This window comes from Streptomyces sp. NPDC008092 (genome assembly GCF_042957285.1).
In the GTDB taxonomy this organism is placed as follows: domain Bacteria; phylum Actinomycetota; class Actinomycetes; order Streptomycetales; family Streptomycetaceae; genus Streptomyces.
Window position 1 is genome coordinate 415,946 of sequence record NZ_JBIBHY010000001.1, and the last position, 15,714, is coordinate 431,659.

12 protein-coding genes are annotated in these 15,714 nt (G+C 72.5%); 6 read left to right on the forward strand and 6 right to left on the reverse strand.

Annotation, left to right across the window (positions count from 1 at the left end):
* Positions 1 to 130: 130 nt before the first annotated feature.
* Entirely contained in the window at positions 131 to 1,315 is a 1,185-nt protein-coding gene (locus ACFZB3_RS01775) for a CorA family divalent cation transporter (protein ID WP_391368045.1), read from the reverse strand.
* A gap of 203 nt (positions 1,316 to 1,518) precedes the next feature.
* Between ACFZB3_RS01775 and ACFZB3_RS01780 the strand changes: the two genes are divergently transcribed.
* A complete protein-coding gene (locus ACFZB3_RS01780; protein WP_391368047.1) occupies positions 1,519 to 2,655 on the forward strand; it encodes a DNA glycosylase AlkZ-like family protein in 1,137 nt (378 codons plus the stop codon).
* Between the two features lie 37 nt (positions 2,656 to 2,692).
* On the opposite strand, the gene ACFZB3_RS01785 is transcribed toward ACFZB3_RS01780, so the two are convergent.
* Positions 2,693 to 3,340 carry a LysE family transporter gene (locus ACFZB3_RS01785; protein ID WP_391368050.1) on the reverse strand — a complete coding sequence of 216 codons (648 nt, stop codon included), beginning with the start codon at positions 3,338 to 3,340 and terminating at the stop codon, positions 2,693 to 2,695.
* Between the two features lie 86 nt (positions 3,341 to 3,426).
* Between ACFZB3_RS01785 and ACFZB3_RS01790 the strand changes: the two genes are divergently transcribed.
* Together ACFZB3_RS01790 and dmpI are read left to right on the forward strand one after the other, a co-directional pair.
* Complete coding sequence (locus ACFZB3_RS01790) at positions 3,427 to 4,293, forward strand: LysR substrate-binding domain-containing protein (RefSeq protein ID WP_391368053.1); 867 nt, start codon at positions 3,427 to 3,429, stop codon at positions 4,291 to 4,293.
* Positions 4,294 to 4,385: 92 nt separating this feature from the next.
* Positions 4,386 to 4,568, forward strand: coding sequence for a 4-oxalocrotonate tautomerase DmpI (gene dmpI / locus ACFZB3_RS01795; protein ID WP_391368056.1), 183 nt, complete (start codon positions 4,386 to 4,388; stop codon positions 4,566 to 4,568).
* 98 nt (positions 4,569 to 4,666) lie between these two features.
* Here the strand turns inward: dmpI and ACFZB3_RS01800 are convergent, their stop codons facing one another.
* The 3 genes from ACFZB3_RS01800 to ACFZB3_RS01810 all read right to left on the reverse strand — a co-directional run bounded on the left by ACFZB3_RS01800 (position 4,667) and on the right by ACFZB3_RS01810 (position 9,448).
* The gene (locus ACFZB3_RS01800; RefSeq protein WP_391368059.1) at positions 4,667 to 5,458 is read right to left on the reverse strand and encodes a trypsin-like serine protease; all 792 of its coding nucleotides are present in this window, start codon (positions 5,456 to 5,458) and stop codon (positions 4,667 to 4,669) included.
* 204 nt (positions 5,459 to 5,662) lie between these two features.
* On the reverse strand, positions 5,663 to 8,464 hold the full coding sequence (locus ACFZB3_RS01805) for an AAA family ATPase (protein ID WP_391368061.1): 2,802 nt from the start codon (positions 8,462 to 8,464) through the stop codon (positions 5,663 to 5,665).
* A gap of 144 nt (positions 8,465 to 8,608) precedes the next feature.
* On the reverse strand, positions 8,609 to 9,448 hold the full coding sequence (locus tag ACFZB3_RS01810; RefSeq protein WP_391368064.1) for a LuxR C-terminal-related transcriptional regulator: 840 nt from the start codon (positions 9,446 to 9,448) through the stop codon (positions 8,609 to 8,611).
* A gap of 128 nt (positions 9,449 to 9,576) precedes the next feature.
* Between ACFZB3_RS01810 and ACFZB3_RS01815 the strand changes: the two genes are divergently transcribed.
* Positions 9,577 to 11,259: an AMP-binding protein gene (locus tag ACFZB3_RS01815; protein WP_391368067.1), complete on the forward strand. Its 1,683-nt coding sequence runs from the start codon at positions 9,577 to 9,579 to the stop codon at positions 11,257 to 11,259.
* On the forward strand, positions 11,256 to 12,863 hold the full coding sequence (locus ACFZB3_RS01820; protein WP_391368070.1) for an AMP-binding protein: 1,608 nt from the start codon (positions 11,256 to 11,258) through the stop codon (positions 12,861 to 12,863). The genes ACFZB3_RS01815 and ACFZB3_RS01820 overlap by 4 nt, the downstream gene beginning before the upstream one ends.
* Positions 12,864 to 12,966: 103 nt before the next feature.
* On the opposite strand, the gene ACFZB3_RS01825 is transcribed toward ACFZB3_RS01820, so the two are convergent.
* A complete protein-coding gene (locus ACFZB3_RS01825) occupies positions 12,967 to 13,644 on the reverse strand; it encodes a hypothetical protein (protein WP_391368073.1) in 678 nt (225 codons plus the stop codon).
* A gap of 208 nt (positions 13,645 to 13,852) precedes the next feature.
* Here ACFZB3_RS01825 and gcl point away from each other — a divergent pair, with 208 nt between their 5' ends.
* The gene (gene gcl / locus ACFZB3_RS01830) at positions 13,853 to 15,637 is read left to right on the forward strand and encodes a glyoxylate carboligase (RefSeq protein ID WP_391368076.1); all 1,785 of its coding nucleotides are present in this window, start codon (positions 13,853 to 13,855) and stop codon (positions 15,635 to 15,637) included.
* Positions 15,638 to 15,714: the final 77 nt, after the last annotated feature.

Here is a 15,714-nt window from a genome sequence, read left to right on the forward strand (position 1 = left end):
GCGGGGAGAACCGGCCGACATGGAGTACATCCCGTTCTCACCGGATTCTCCCCAGCGGCCTTGGGCGGCCCTTCTGGCGACCGCCTCGGCTCCCTCGCGGCCCCGGCCTCGGTCCTCAGCAGCCGGTTGCTCAGAGCCAGTCCTTGCGCTTGAAGATGAAGTACAGACTGGTGCACACGACCGCCATCAGGACGATCGCGAAGGGGTATCCCCACACCCAGTGCAACTCCGGCATCTCCCGGAAGTTCATACCGTAGATGGTGCCGACGAGGGTCGGGGCGAAGAGGATGGCCGCCCAGCTGGAGATCTTCTTGATCTCCTCGTTCTGTTCGAACCCCGCCTCCGCCAACGCCCGCATCTCCGCGTTCTGTTGCTGGGTGACCAGGGTCGCGTTGACCGTGAGGATTTCCGTGAGGGCCTGGCGGAAGCCGTCCACGCGTTCGCTGATGTGGGTGACGTGGTCGGCCACGTCGCGTAGGTAGCGCTGGAGTTCCTCGTCGGTCTCGTACTTGGTGAAGCCGGCCATCAGGCCGTGCAGCATGCCGACGAGGGGGCGGGTCGCGCGCTGGAACTCGACCATCTCGCGGGAGAGTTCGTAGATACGGCGGGACACGGACGGGTCGCCGCGGAAGACTTCCGTCTCGATCTCGTCGATGTCGTTCTGGACGCCCTCGACGACCGGGGCGTAGCCGTCGACCACCGCGTCGAGTATCGCGTAGAGGACCGCCTCCGGGCCGAGCTTGAGGAGGTCGGGGGAGTCCTCCATACGGCGGCGGACCGCCGAGAGGTCCGGGGCCGCGCCGTGCCGGACCGTGATCACGAAGTCGGCGCCGACGAACACGTGCAGCTCGGCGAAGTCGACCTCCTCCGGCGCGTCCAGGTAGCGGGCGGCGCGCAGGACCACGAAGAGCGTGTCGCCGTACCGCTCCAGCTTCGGCCGCTGGTGGGCCTCCATCGCGTCCTCGACCGCGAGCGGGTGCAGGTCGAACTCGCTGGCCAGGGAGAGGAGTTCGTCGGAAGTGGGGCGGGCAAGGCCGATCCACGCCATGCCCGAGGGCGTGTCGCGCAGTTCGCGGTACGTCTCCGCGAGGGTCGCCGGCGTCGACACCCGCACCCCGTCGCTGTACAGCGCCGCCTCCACGATGCTCGGCGGCTCGGCGGACTCCCCGCCCGGCGCGGACCCGGGCGCCGGCGGCTCGGCCGTGCCGTCCTGCTCCTGCGGCAGGGCGCGGCGCCAGACGGACCTCCTGGTGCCCCGGCCGTTCCTGCCGTTCGCGGCGTTCTTCGAGACCGGGCTGGCGCGTCGCTCGGACATCGCGGCCGCCTCTCGCTGGTGCCTGTATCGGCGCGGGCTGTGTGATCCGCGTGGTCCGGGTGAGCACGCGTGATCGGTGAGTCTCGTCGCAGGATATACGGGGCATACGGACCCGGCGGAGGGAATCGAGGACGGGATTCGGTGAGAGACGCGACGGGCATCGCGGACAGGATCTGTCCGCATTCGGCGCTAGCGTGCCCGGTATGACGAAGCAGCCGTCCGGCCCGGTCCTCGGCACCCGTGCTCTCAACCGCGCCACCCTCGACCGTCAGCTCCTGCTGCGCCGCTCGCCGTGGCCGGCGAAGGAAGCCGTGGCGCACCTCGTCGGCCTCCAGGCGCAGAACGTCAAGCCGCCGTACTACGCCCTCGCCGCCCGCCTCGACGGCTTCGCCCCCGAGCAGCTCTCCGGGCTGATGGCCGACCGGGAGGTGGTCCGGATCGTCACCCTGCGGTCGACCATCCACACCCACACCGCCGCCGACGCGCTGACCCTGCGCCCGCTGGTCCAGCCCGCCCGGACCCGGGAACTGACGGCCTTCCGCAAGGGGCTCGCCGGTGTCGACCTCGACCGGCTCGCCGCGCTGGCCCGGGAGCTGGTCGAGGCCGAGCCGCGCACCATGGCCGGGCTGCGGGAGGCGCTGCGCGCCGAGTGGCCGGACGCCGACCCGCAGTCCCTCGCCGTCGCCGCCCGCTGCACCCTGCCCCTCGTCCAGGTCACCCCGCGCGGGCTGTGGGGGCGGTCCGGGCAGGTCGCCCTCACCACCGCGGAGCACTGGCTCGGCCGCCCCGCCGCGCCGGCGCCCACCGCGGCCGCCACGGACACCGCCGTCCTGCGCTATCTCGCCGCCTTCGGCCCGGCCTCCGTCAGGGACATGCAGACCTGGGCCGGACTGACCCGGCTCCGCCCGGCCTTCGAACGGCTGCGGCCCCGGCTCCTCACCTTCCGGGACGAGGGCGGTACCGAGCTCTTCGACCTGCCCGAGGCGCCCCGCCCCGACCCCGCGACCCCGGCACCGCCCCGCTTCCTCCCCGAGTTCGACAACCTGCTCCTGTCCCACGCCGACCGCACCCGCGTCGTCCCGCCCGAGCTGCGGGGCCGCGCCTGGCAGGGCAACCAGGCGTACCGCACCCTGCTCGTCGACGGTTTCCTCGCCGGTGTGTGGACGCTGACGGAGGACGCCCTGGTCATCGAGACCTTCGAGCAGCGGGAGCGGCAGCGGAGCCTCACGGCGGAGCGGGACGCGATCCTGGCGGAAGGCGAACGGATGCTGGCCGTCCTGCACCCGGGTGCGTCCTACGACATCCGCTTCGGAGCCGTCGTACCCCAGGCCGGCCGGTGAACGGATCCGGTACGTGAGCGCCCCGGCCGGTGAGCGATCAGTCCGCGCGGCCCGTCACCGCCACCGCCACACCCAGCCCGATCATCGTGACACCGCCCGCGCCGCCGATCAGGGACAGGCGGCGGTCGGACCGGGCGAACCAGGTGCGGGCCGCCGATGCGGTCAGACCCCACAGTGTGTCCGTGACCAGGCCGATGGAGATCGGGACCAGGCCGAGCAGCAGCATCTGCACGGGGACATGCCCCGCCGAGTGGTCGACGAACTGGGGGAGGACGGCGGCGAAGAAGACCACGCCCTTGGGGTTGGTGGCACCCACCAGCGCGCCGTCCAGGACCGTGCGCAGATCGCCGCGCGGCTCGCCGGCCGGGGCCCGCCGGACCGCGGTGGCCGTCAGCTCCTTGCGGTGCCGGAAGGCCTGGACGCCCAGGTACACCAGGTAGGCCGCGCCCAGCAGCTTGACCGTCAGGTACACCGTCACCGACCGCTCCACCAGCGAGCCGATACCGACCGCGACCGCCACCACCAGCAGGTACGAGCCGAGGACGTTGCCGAGCGCGGTGGCCACGGCGGTGCGGCGCCCGTGGGCGAGCGCCCGGCCGATCACGAACAGCACGCTCGGCCCGGGGATCGCGATGACCAGCAGTGACATCGCGGCGAACGCCAGGACCCGGTCCGTCGACACCATGTGCAGCACCTGCACCACCCCTCCCGCGACACCCGTACGGAGCCCATTGAAACAGCCTGTTCGGACCGGGCTCTACAGTCAGGGCCATGGAACTGCGGCAGCTCAGCTACTTCGTCGCCGTCGCCGAGGAGCTGCACTTCGGGCGGGCCGCCGAGCGGCTGCACATCGTGCAGTCGGCCGTCAGCCAGCAGATACAGCGCCTGGAACGGGAACTGGGCGCCGAGCTGTTCGACCGCTCGCCGCGCCGGGTCCGGCTCACCGGCGCGGGGGAGCGGCTGCTGCCCGAGGCACGGGCGGTGCTGGCGGCGGCCGAGCGGGCCCGGGCCGCGGTCGCCGGGCCGGCCGGGCTGCGGATCGGCACCAGTACGGGACTCGGCGCGCACCTGGACCGGGTGCTGGAGGCGTTCGTGCGCCGCGCGCCGGACGTGGTCGTCGAGCTGTACTCGCTGCCGGTCGCGGAACGCCTCGCCCGGGTCGCCGGCGGCCGCCTGGACGCCGCGTTCGTCCGGGCCGTCGAGCCCGTGCCCGGGGTACGGGTCCATCCGCTGTGGCCCGACCCCCTGGTGGCGGCCCTCCCCGCCACCCACCCCCTCGCCGGCCGCGCCGAGATCGGCGTCGAAGAACTGGCCGGCCTCCCCCTCGCGCTCACCGAGCGCCGCACCAACCCCGCCCTCGTCGACCTGGTCGTAGGCGCCTGCCGCGAGGCCGGCTTCGAGCCGCTGCCCGGACCGTCACCGGGCTCCCTCCAGGACACCCTCGCCAGCATCGGCACTCGCCCCCTGTGGACGGTCGTGTACGCGTCCCACGCGCGCGTGCTGCACAGCCCCCGGGTCGCCTTCGTGCCGTTCCGCGCACCGGGGCTGACCCTGCCGACGGGCCTCGCAGTGCCCGCCTCCGGCCCCACCCCCCACCTGGCCACCTTGCTGCTGGCCTGCGACGATCACGAAAGCTGATCGCTGCGGTCGGGATCTGCCTCTTGGTCGCGGACGCCGGGCGCGATGGACTGGACCCACCGAACAGGACACCCACACGAAGGAGTTCGGCGATGCCGATCGTCACCGTCCAGCAGGGCCCCCGCGACCCCGAGCTCAAGCGCGAGCTCGTCAGGCGTGTCACCGACGCGTTCGTCGACGCGTACAAGATCCCCGCCGAGACCGTGCAGGTCTGGATCCACGAGGTCCCGGCCGACAGCTGGGGCGCGGCGGGCACACTCACCGCCGACAAGTAGCCGGGCCGGGACGTGGATAGGGGGCGTTGCGGGCTGCTCGTGGTAGCCCGCAACGCCCCCCGGTCACTCACCCGAGGGATCCTCGGGAGGTCTTCTGGTTACGAGTTGACCTGCGCGGTCACCAGGTCCGAGAAGGTGGTCAGCCGGGTGTAGACACCCGGGTAACCCGCCTCCGCGCACCCCTCTCCCCAGGAAGTGATCCCTGCCAGGACGCCCCCGATGAGCAGGGGACCGCCGCTGTCGCCCTGGCAGGTGTCTGTGCCGCCGGACGTGTATCCGGCGCAAACCATGTCGGTCTGGACGAAGTCCGAACCGTAGGAGCTCTTGCAGCTGGAGTCGGACACGATCGGGACGGTCGCGGTCCGCAGCTGGTTGGAGGAGCTGCCGTTCTCCGAGGTGGTGCCCCAGCCGAGGATGCGGGCCGTGGTGCCGGCCGCGTACACGCTCGTCTGGGAGGACGTCACGTACGACGCCGGGGTGTACGACATCGCCGTCGACAACGTCAGGACGGAGACGTCGTCGCCGTTGGTGGCGTCCGTGTAGTTCGGGTTGATCCAGATCTTGCTGACCTTGCTGACCGTGCCGTTGGTGCCGTTGAGGTACGTGCGGCCCCCGACCACGCGGACGCTGCTCGTCGACTCGCCCTCCATACAGTGCGCGGCGGTCACCACCTTGGTGGCCGACACCAGGGTGCCGCCGCAGAACTGGCTGCCGGACGCGTCCGTGATCTGCATCATGAACGGGTACGCGGTCGTCGTGGTGGTCGTTCCGCCGACGATCGGCTGGGGGGCGGCTGACGCGGTGGGGGACGCGATCAGCGCGGTCGCCGCGGCGGCGGCGGTGGCCACCAGGACTGCGGCGGACCTTCTTGCGCGGTGGTGCCCGAACATGAGTCTCCTCAGTGGGGGTTGCCGGTGGGGGTCGCGCGGGTGTGGGGGGTGCAGCACGGGGGTCGCGGGACCGACCCCCGTATGCCCGGGCGAGCGGCACATCCATAAGCTAGGACCCGGAACCCCACCCTCCCAATGAGGGAACCCCCTAGGGGGATGGCGGAGGGAAAACCCTCGGTCCGCCTCAGTTAACCGGGAGCGCTCTCACTTCGCGCGCCGCCCCGCGGCCAAACGGACTATGTCCACGCGCGATCGGATGCCCAGCTTGCGGTAGACCCGGGTGAGCGTGGCCTCGACCGTCTTGACGCTGATGTACAGCCGGGCGGCGATCTCCCGGTTGGTGGCCCCCTCCATGACCAGCGCGGCGACCTGACGCTCCATCGCGGCAAGACCGTCCAGGGCGTCGAGGGCGGCGGGCGGCTCGACCGGCGGCTCCGGCGCCGAGACGGCCTCGTCCACCTGCCGCAGCCAGGGCAGCGCCCGGCACCGTCGGAACAGCCGGGTGGCCTCGTCGAAGGCCGTGGGGGAGCGCCGGTCGCGCAGCGCGGCCAGCGCGAACGCGGCCCGTGCCTCCTCCAGTCCGTAGCCCAGTTTGGCGAACCGGTCCTGAGCCGAGGTCAGCAGGGTCGCGGCCGCGTCGCGTTCCCCGTGCGCCGCCCGGACCATCGCCTCGGCCCGGTCGAGCGCGGCGAGGACACTCTCCCGGCCGAGCCTGAGCGCGTGCTCCCGGGTGACGTCGATGACGTCCTGCGCCTCGGCCGGTTCACCCACCCGGACGAGTGCCTCGGCGAGGTCGCCCTGCCAGCGGCCGCGGGCCGGGTCGGTGATGCCGAGGCTCTGCTCCAGCTCCCGCACCCGGCGCAGCGAGCGGACCGTGCCCGCCGGGTCGCCCGCCACCAACTGGGCGTACCCGAGGGCGCCCAGGGCCCGGGACAGGTACATCGTGTCGCCGTCCTGTTCGGCGTGCTCCACCGCCTCCCGGGCCAGCGCCAGGCCCCGGTCCACGTCGCCGCCGGACGCCTCGGCCAGCGACGTCAGCATCGCGGAGGCGGTCTCGCCGATCCCGGAGTCGTGGGCGAGGTGCAGGCCCTCCCGGGCCAGGTCCAGGGCCCGCCCGCAGTGCCCGGAGCGCAGCTCGGTCTCGGCGAGGCCGCGCAGGAAGTGCACCTCGCTCTCCACCTGCCCGCGCCGGCGCACCTCGCGCAGCAGCGCGGTGACGGTGGCCCGCGCCTCGGCCAGCTGGTCGCCCATCACCAGCCAGCGGAACCTGGCGCTGCCCGCCCCGTTGTGGTGGCAGGCCACGTTCGGGTCCTGGGGCTCCTTCAGGGCGCGCTTGATGGTGGCGGGTGCCGCCGGATGCCCCATCAGGGTCTCGACCTGGGCCTGGAGGGAGAGCGCGAGGAGTTCGGTGCGCCGGTCGCCGCCCTGGGCCGCGAGGTCCGCGGAGTGCGCCGCCGCCTGCCGGGCCTCGGTGAAGTCGCCGCCGACGATCAGCGCCCGCCAGGCCAGCTGGTAGTGGACCTTGCCGAGCAGCCGCGGGTCGTCGCCCGCGTCGGCGAGGGCGTGCGGGAAGGCCGCGTCGACCTCGGTCATGGTGTGGCCGGCGGAGTCGATCACCAGGATCCAGGCCCGCACCCGGTCCGCCGGACGGGTGGCGTGGGTGAGCACCTCGCGGGCGATGTCCTGGGCGAGGTCGATCTCGCCCGCGCTGGTGGCGTCCTCGGCCGCCTGGAGCCGGCGCTCGTCCGGGGTGGGCGTGTGGTCGCCGGGGGTGTGCCGGGCGGCCAGCAGCCCGATCTGCGCGGCCACCGAGGGCGCGCCCCGGTCCCGGGCCTCGGTCGCGGCCTCGGCGAGCCGGTCGGCGACCTCCGGGTCGGTGCCGGTGGTGGCCAGGGCCAGGTGCCGGGCCCGCTCGATCGGGTCGGAGGCGGCCGTGGACAGCGCCGCGTGCGCGGCCCGGCGCTCCTGGGCGGGCGCCTCGGCGTACAGCGCGGCGGAGATGAGGGGGTGCGCGAAGCGTACGGCGGGACCCTCCGGCTCGGTGGCCAGCAGACCGAGTTCGGCCGCCTGGGCGCACTCGGCCTCGGCGTTCTCCCGGCCGGCCGCGTGCAGCAGGGCCTGGGTGGGGCGGGCGCCGGCGCTGGCCACCAGCAGGGTGCGGCGGGCCTCGACGGAGAGCATGTCGAGGCGGCTGAGCACCAGGGCGCGCAGCGAGGTCGGCACCGGCAGCGGCTCGCCGGGGCGGGGCGGGGTCGGGTTCTCGGCGAGGGCGCGGCCGAGTTCGAGGGCGAACAGCGGGTTGCCGCCGCTCGTGCGGTGGATCTCGCGGACCGTGGACCGGCTCAGCCCGGTGTGGCCGCGGTGGTCGAGGAGTTCGGAGACCTGCCTGCGGTTGAGCGCGCCGAGGCGGACGGCGACGGTGTCCGGGGGCGACGCGCGTAGGTGACGGTCGTACTCCTGGCCCTCCGTGCGGACCGCGCTGAGCAGTTGGACCGGGGTGCCGCCGAGCCGGCGGGCGGCGAAGCCGAGGAGTTCGGCGCTGGCCGGATCCAGCCACTGCAGGTCGTCGGCGACGATCAGCACGGGTCCCTCGGCGGCCAGCACGCGCAGGGTGGAGAGCACGGCGAGGCGCAGGGCGAGGCCGTCGCGCTGGAGGGTGGACTCGCCGCGACCGGTGAGCGCCGACTCCAGGGCGGTGCGCTGGGCGCCGGGCAGGTGGGCGGAGACGTCGTCGAGGACCAGGCCGAAGAGGTCGGCGAGGGCGAGGAACGGAAGATGGGATTCGGACTCCGTGGCCGAGCAGCGCAGCACCGTGCGCGCGGTGCCGGAGTATTCCGTGTCGAGCGCCCGCAGGACGGTCGATTTTCCTATTCCGGCGGGCCCGTGCAGGAGAACGCTGCCCCCCGAGGAGAGCTGCTCCCGGGCGGCCGCGAACAGCTCCGCCCGGCCGATGACCAGGTCGGGGCGGCATCTGGCAGGCTCCTGGAAGTCCCGTCGCACGGTCACCGCTCCCCTCGTGTGTCGTGTCCGGGCCAAATTCTAGGCAACGAACCCTGAAATTCGGCCGAACGGCGTCGTGAGGGAAATAACAGGGGCTTCGCAGATGGCAATTCACAGCGTGCCCGCATGAATGGAATGCCTCCCCTCCGGTTACGGCAACACCCCCGTCCGACGAGCCGCCGACACCGCCTCCCCCCGGGTGTGTGCGCCCAGCTTCCGCATCGCCGAGCGCAGGTAGCCCTTGACCGTCTCGGGCCGCAGCCCCAGTCGCTCGGCCACCGCCGCGTTGGTCGCCCCGGCCGCCACACACGCCAGTACGTCCAGTTCCCGGGGCGCCAGCACCGCCTCGGCCGCCGGGACCGGCGCCGGCGTGGTCAGCAGCCCGCAGGCGGCGAGCAGTTCGGCGCGCAGCCGCGGGTCGGTGATCCGCGGTGCCAGCGCCCGCAGCGCGGCATGCGCCTCCCGTACCTGCTCCCAGGCGGCCCCTGGGTCCGGTACGGCGGCCGGTTCCGGCCGCGCCGCCGCCAGCAGCCCCCTGGCCTCGTCCTGCACGACCAGCGCCTGCTCCACGTCCCGGGCCGCCGCCACCGCCGCGCCCAGCGTGCGGTCGCCCAGCGGCTGGGCGGTGCGCAGCGCGCCGTACAGCACGCCCCGCACCCGGCGCCGCACCACCACCGGCACCGCGAGCACCGAGCGCAGGCCCTCGGCCGCCACCGGGATGTCGTACTCGTGGCTGATCTGCCGGGAGGCCGAGTAGTCGACGACCGCGCAGGGGCGGGCCAGGGCGACCGCCCTGCCGCCCAGCCCGTTCCCGGAGGTGACCGCGAGCGAGCGCAGCGACGCCGTGTTGGTGCCGGTCAGCTCGCTGATCCGGACCAGCGTCCGGCCCGTCTCGACCAGCCCGCCGAAGGCGATCGGAAGCCCGGTGGTGCGCCGGAGTCTGGACAGCGCACCACGTATCTCCACCGCCCCCGCGACCTCTGCTGCCACCTGTCCTGCCCCTTCGACCCCGGTCTCGTGCTGTCCACACCCCCGTTCGGGGGTAGTGAGACCTGCATCACGGATTACACGATGCCAGAGAGCCGCCCGGCAATGGTCCGGTACTGAAGGAGACGCGTATGACGAGTGCGACGGAGGACTTCCGCAGGGCACGGGACTTCCTGCTGGAACACCGTACGGACTACGCCACCGCCTACGGGGGTTTCGTGTGGCCGCGTCCCGGCCACTTCAACTGGGCGCTCGACTGGTTCGACGTCATCGCCGCGGGCAACGACCGCACCGCCCTGCACATCGTCGAGGAGGACGGCGGCGAGACGAAGCTGTCCTTCGCCGAGCTGTCCGAGCGTTCCGACCGGGTCGCGAACCACCTGCGCGCGCGGGGCGTCGAGCCGGAGGACCGCATCCTCGTCATGCTCGGCAACCAGGCCGAGCTGTGGGAGACCGCGCTGGCCGCGATGAAGCTGCGGGCCGTGGTCATCCCGGCCACCCCGCTGCTCGGCCCGGCCGACCTGCGCGACCGCGTCGACCGGGGCCGGGTGAGGCACGTGATCGTGCGGGCGGAGGACGCCGTCAAGTTCGCCGAGGTGCCGGGCACGTACACCCGGATCGCGGTCGGCGGCCTGCCGCCCGCGGCGGCGGGCGGCTGGGAGCCGTACGAGGACGCCTACACCGCTTCCGCCGGCTTCGAGCCCGACGGGCCCACCCTCGCCGACGACCCGCTGATGCTCTACTTCACCTCGGGCACCACCGCCCGCCCCAAGCTCGTCGAGCACACCCACACCTCGTACCCCATCGGGCACCTGGCCACCATGTACTGGATCGGCCTCAAGCCCGGTGACGTGCACCTGAACATCTCGTCGCCGGGCTGGGCCAAGCACGCCTGGTCGAACCTGTTCGCGCCCTGGAACGCCGAGGCGACCGTCTTCATCCACAACTACGGCCGCTTCGACGCGGGCCGGCTGATGGCCGAGATGGACCGGCACGGCGTGACGTCCTTCTGTGCCCCGCCGACGGTGTGGCGCATGCTCATCCAGGCGGATCTGAGCCAGCTGGCGACCCCGCCCCGCGAGGTGGTGGCGGCGGGCGAGCCGCTCAACCCCGAGGTGATCGAGCAGGTCCGGCGGGCCTGGCACGTCACCATCCGGGACGGGTTCGGGCAGACCGAGACCGCCGTGCAGGTCTCCAACAGCCCCGGCCAGCAGCTGAAGACCGGGTCGATGGGCCGGCCCAGCCCGGGGTACCGGGTGGAGCTCCTGGACCCGGTCAGCGGCGCTCCCGGTGCGGTGGAGGGCGAGATCGCGCTCGACCTGTCGGCGCGCCCGGTGGGCCTGATGACCGGCTACCACGGGGACGCCGACCGCACGGCGGAGGCGATGGCCGGCGGCTACTACCGCACCGGGGACATCGGCTCCCGGGACGAGGACGGCTACATCACCTACGTGGGACGTGCCGACGACGTGTTCAAGGCGTCCGACTACAAGATCAGCCCGTTCGAGCTGGAGAGCGCGCTGCTGGAGCACGAGGCGGTGGCCGAGGCGGCCGTCGTGCCCGCGCCGGACGAGCTGCGGCTCGCCGTGCCGAAGGCGTACATCGTCCTCGCGGCGGGCTGGGAGCCGGGCCCGGACACCGCGAAGGTGCTCTTCGAGCACTCGCGGCAGGTCCTGGCGCCGTACAAGCGGGTCCGGCGGCTGGAGTTCGCCCCGCTGCCGAAGACCGTGTCCGGGAAGATCCGCCGGATCGAGCTGCGCGAGGCCACGGCCGCCGGCTCGGCCGACGAGTACCGCGAGGAGGACTTCCGGTGAGCTCGTCGTACACGCACGGCACGAGCGGCACCGCGCTGCTCGGCGACACCATCGGGGCCAGCCTGGACCGGGCGGTCGCGGCCTGGCCGGACCGCGAGGCGCTGGTGGACGTGCCGACCGGCAGGCGCTGGACGTACGCCCGGTTCTCCGCCGACGTCGACCGGCTGGCCCTCGCGCTGCTCGCGAGCGGGGTCGCCAAGGGCGACCGGGTGGGCATCTGGGCCGTCAACTGCGCCGAGTGGGTGCTGGTGCAGTACGCCACCGCCCGGATCGGCGCGATCATGGTCAACATCAACCCGGCCTACCGCACCCACGAGGTCGAGTACGTCCTCAACCAGGCCGGGATCTCCCTGCTGTTCGCCTCGCTGCGGCACAGGACCAGCGACTACCGGGCGATGGTGGAGGAAGTGCGGGGCAGGTGCCCGCAGTTGCGGGAGACGGTCTACATCGGGGACCCGAGCTGGGAGGCGCTGGCCGCGCGCGGCCCGGCCGAGCCGAGCGCCGAACTGGCCGCCCGCGCCGCCGGGTTGTCCTGCGACGACCCCATCAACATCCAGTACACCTCGGGCACCACCGGCTTCCCGAAGGGGGCCACGCTCTCCCACCACAACATCCTCAACAACGGGTACTTCGTGGGTGAGTCGATCGCCTACACCGAGCAGGACCGGATCTGCATCCCGGTGCCCTTCTACCACTGCTTCGGCATGGTGATGGGCAACCTGGCCGCCACCTCGCACGGCGCCTGCATGGTGATCCCGGCCCCGTCCTTCGACCCGGAGGCCACCCTGGAGGCGGTCCAGCAGGAGCGCTGCACCTCGCTGTACGGCGTCCCGACCATGTTCATCGCGGAGCTGAACCTCCCCGGCTTCGCGTCGTACGACCTCTCGTCCCTGCGCACCGGCATCATGGCGGGCTCGCCCTGCCCGGTCGAGGTGATGAAGCGGGTGGTCGCCGAGATGCACATGGCGGAGGTCTCCATCTGCTACGGCATGACGGAGACGTCCCCGGTCTCGCTGCAGACCCGGATCGAGGACGACCTGGAACACCGCACCGGCACGGTCGGCCGGGTGCTGCCGCACCTGGAGGCCAAGGTCGTCGACCCGGCCACCGGGGTCACACAACCCCGGGGCGTGTCGGGCGAGTTGTGCACCCGTGGCTACAGCGTGATGCTCGGCTACTGGAACGAGCCTGAGAAGACGGCCGAGGCCATCGACCCCGGGCGCTGGATGCACACCGGCGACCTGGCGATGATGCGGGAGGACGGGTACGTCGAGATCGTCGGCCGCATCAAGGACATGATCATCCGGGGCGGCGAGAACATCTACCCGCGCGAGATCGAGGAGTTCCTCTACGCCCACCCCAAGATCCGGGACGTCCAGGTGGTCGGGGTGCCGCACGAGAGGTACGGCGAGGAGGTCCTCGCCTGCGTCATCCCGCACGACCCGGCCGCCCCGCCGACCCTGGACGAACTCCGCGCCTTCTGCGAGGGCCGCCTGGCCCACTACAAGGTGCCGAGCCGCATCCAGATCCTGGCCGACTTCCCCATGACGGTCTCGGGAAAGGTCCGCAAGATCGAACTGAGGGAGACATACGCCACCGATTGAAGCGCCCCGTCAGGACAGCGCCCCGTAAGGGGCGCTGGGGGTACCCCCGGCCGAAGGCTGGGGGAGGAACTGCGCGACCAGCCCCGACCGGCCCGCAGCCGCATCACGCACCTGAACCGCGCAGTTCATCGGCGCACCCGTTCACCGGCTGAGGCGTCCCCGTGAAGTCCAGCACGAACAACGGCACCCCCAGCGCGTCGGCCCGCTCACGCGCCTCCTCGGCGTACCCCGCGAGGGAGAAGTACACGCACCCCGAATCCTCCGTCATCGCCGTCAGCCACAGGCACTCCACGTCCCGCAGCGAGGCCGGCTGCACGGTCGGGTCCACCTGGGCCACCAGCCCCCTGGCGGCCAGCCCGATGCCGGACGGCGGCCGCTGGTCGGCCCGCCGTATGTCCCGGTAACCGAGCCAGCGCAGGTAGAGCGCGGCCGCGGTGACCGCGTCCCGGGCGGTGCGGATCGTCACGGGCTGGAAGGCGGCCCGGGGCTCGGCCCCGGCCTCCGGCGGCGGCGCCGACACGGCGCCGGCGACCGCGATCCGCAGCACCGCCCCGCACGGGCAGCCCAGCTCCGGCTGCGGCCACTGGTCCCGGCGGCCGCAGGAGCCGCAGCTCACCGTCACCCAGTCCGCGTCCCAGGCGCGGTGCGCCACCGGCGTCGGCCGGGCCGCGCCGTCGAGGCTCGGGGTGACCGGCGCACCGCACGCGCAGGGGTACGACGGCGCGGTGTAGACGTGCTCGCGCCGACAGGCCGGACAGCGCACCGGCACGCTCTCGGACATGGCCCCACCTCAGGCGTCGCGTCGGTTCAGCCGTCCCATGGTGCTCCCGCCGGGCCCCGGTTGTCCGTCCCTTGACGACGTTCGTCACCGCACCTACATTGATTTCAGATAGTAGAAGTTAGTTTCCGTAATACGGAAAACTTGAGGCGATGCTCACCGCGGGGCGCGACGGGAGCAGGCATCCGACAGCCGAAAGCAGGAGTTCTCGATGGCTCGTATGACCGCTGCCCGCGCGGCAGTTGAGATCCTCAAGCGCGAGGGCGTCACCGATGCGTTCGGTGTGCCCGGCGCGGCGATCAACCCCTTCTACGCGGCGCTCCAGGCCTCCGGCGGCATCCACCACACCCTCGCCCGCCATGTCGAGGGCGCCTCGCACATGGCCGAGGGCTACACCCGTACGCACCCCGGCAACATCGGCGTCTGCATCGGCACCTCGGGACCGGCCGGCACCGACATGATCACCGGCCTCTACTCGGCCACCGGTGACTCCATCCCCATCCTCTGCATCACCGGGCAGGCCCCGACCGCGGTGATCCACAAGGAGGACTTCCAGGCCGTCGACATCGCCTCGATCGCCAAGCCGGTCACGAAGATGGCGGTCACCGTGCTGGAGGCCGCCCAGGTCCCGGGCGTCGTCCAGCAGGCCTTCCACCTGATGCGCTCCGGCCGCCCGGGCCCGGTCCTGATCGACCTGCCGGTCGACGTGCAGCTCACCGAGATCGAGTTCGACCCGGAGACGTACGAGCCGCTGCCGGTCTACAGGCCGGCCGCCACCCGCGCCCAGATCGAGAAGGCGATCGGGATGCTGAACGCCGCGGAGCGGCCGCTGATCGTGGCGGGCGGCGGGGTCATCAACGCGGATGCCGCCGAACTCCTCGTCGAGTTCGCCGAGCTGACGGGCACTCCGGTCGTCCCGACCCTGATGGGCTGGGGCGTCCTCCCCGACGACCACGAGCTGAACGCCGGCATGGTGGGCTTGCAGACCTCGCACCGCTACGGCAACGCGACCTTCCTGGAGTCCGACTTCGTCCTCGGCATCGGCAACCGCTGGGCCAACCGCCACACCGGGAAGCTGGACGTCTACACGGCCGGCCGCACCTTCGTCCACGTGGACATCGAGCCCACCCAGATCGGCAGGATCTTCGCCCCCGACTACGGCATCGCGTCCGACGCGAAGGCCGCCCTGGAGCTCTTCGTCGAGGTGGCACAGGAGTTGAAGGCGGCGGGCGGCCTCCCCGACCGCTCGCGGTGGGCGGCCGCGGCGCAGGAGAAGCGGGCGACCCTCCAGCGCCGTACCCACTTCGACGACATCCCGATCAAGCCGCAGCGCGTCTACGAGGAGATGAACAAGGCCTTCGGCCCGGAGACCCGGTACGTCTCCACGATCGGCCTCTCGCAGATCGCCGGCGCCCAGATGCTGCACGTCTTCAGGCCCCGGCACTGGATCAACTGCGGGCAGGCGGGCCCGCTCGGCTGGACGGTCCCGGCCGCGCTGGGCGTGGCCAAGGCCGACCCGGAGGCGTCCGTCGTCGCCCTCTCCGGCGACTACGACTTCCAGTTCATGCTGGAGGAACTGGCGGTCGGCGCGCAGCACAAGATCCCCTACGTCCACGTCCTCGTCAACAACTCCTACCTGGGCCTGATCCGGCAGGCGCAGCGGGCGTTCGACATCGACTTCCAGGTCAAGCTGGAGTTCGAGAACATCAACTCGCCCGAGCTGGGCGTCTACGGCGTCGACCACGTCAAGGTCGCCGAGGGCCTGGGCTGCAAGGCGATCCGGGTGACGGACCCGGCGGAGCTGGGGGCGGCCTTCGAGCAGGCCAAGAAGCTGGCCGCCGAGCACCGGGTGCCGGTCGTCGTGGAGGCGATCCTGGAGCGCGTCACCAACATCTCCATGTCGACCACCAACGACATCTCCCGCGTCGTCGAGTTCGAGGAGATCGCCACCGAGCCCGGCCATGCGCCGACGTCCATCAGGACGCTGAAGGTCTGAGCCGGCGCGGACGAGAGCGGGCGGCCCATCCCCGGGATGGGCCGCCCGCTCCGCGTTGCAGACGACTCGGTGCCCGC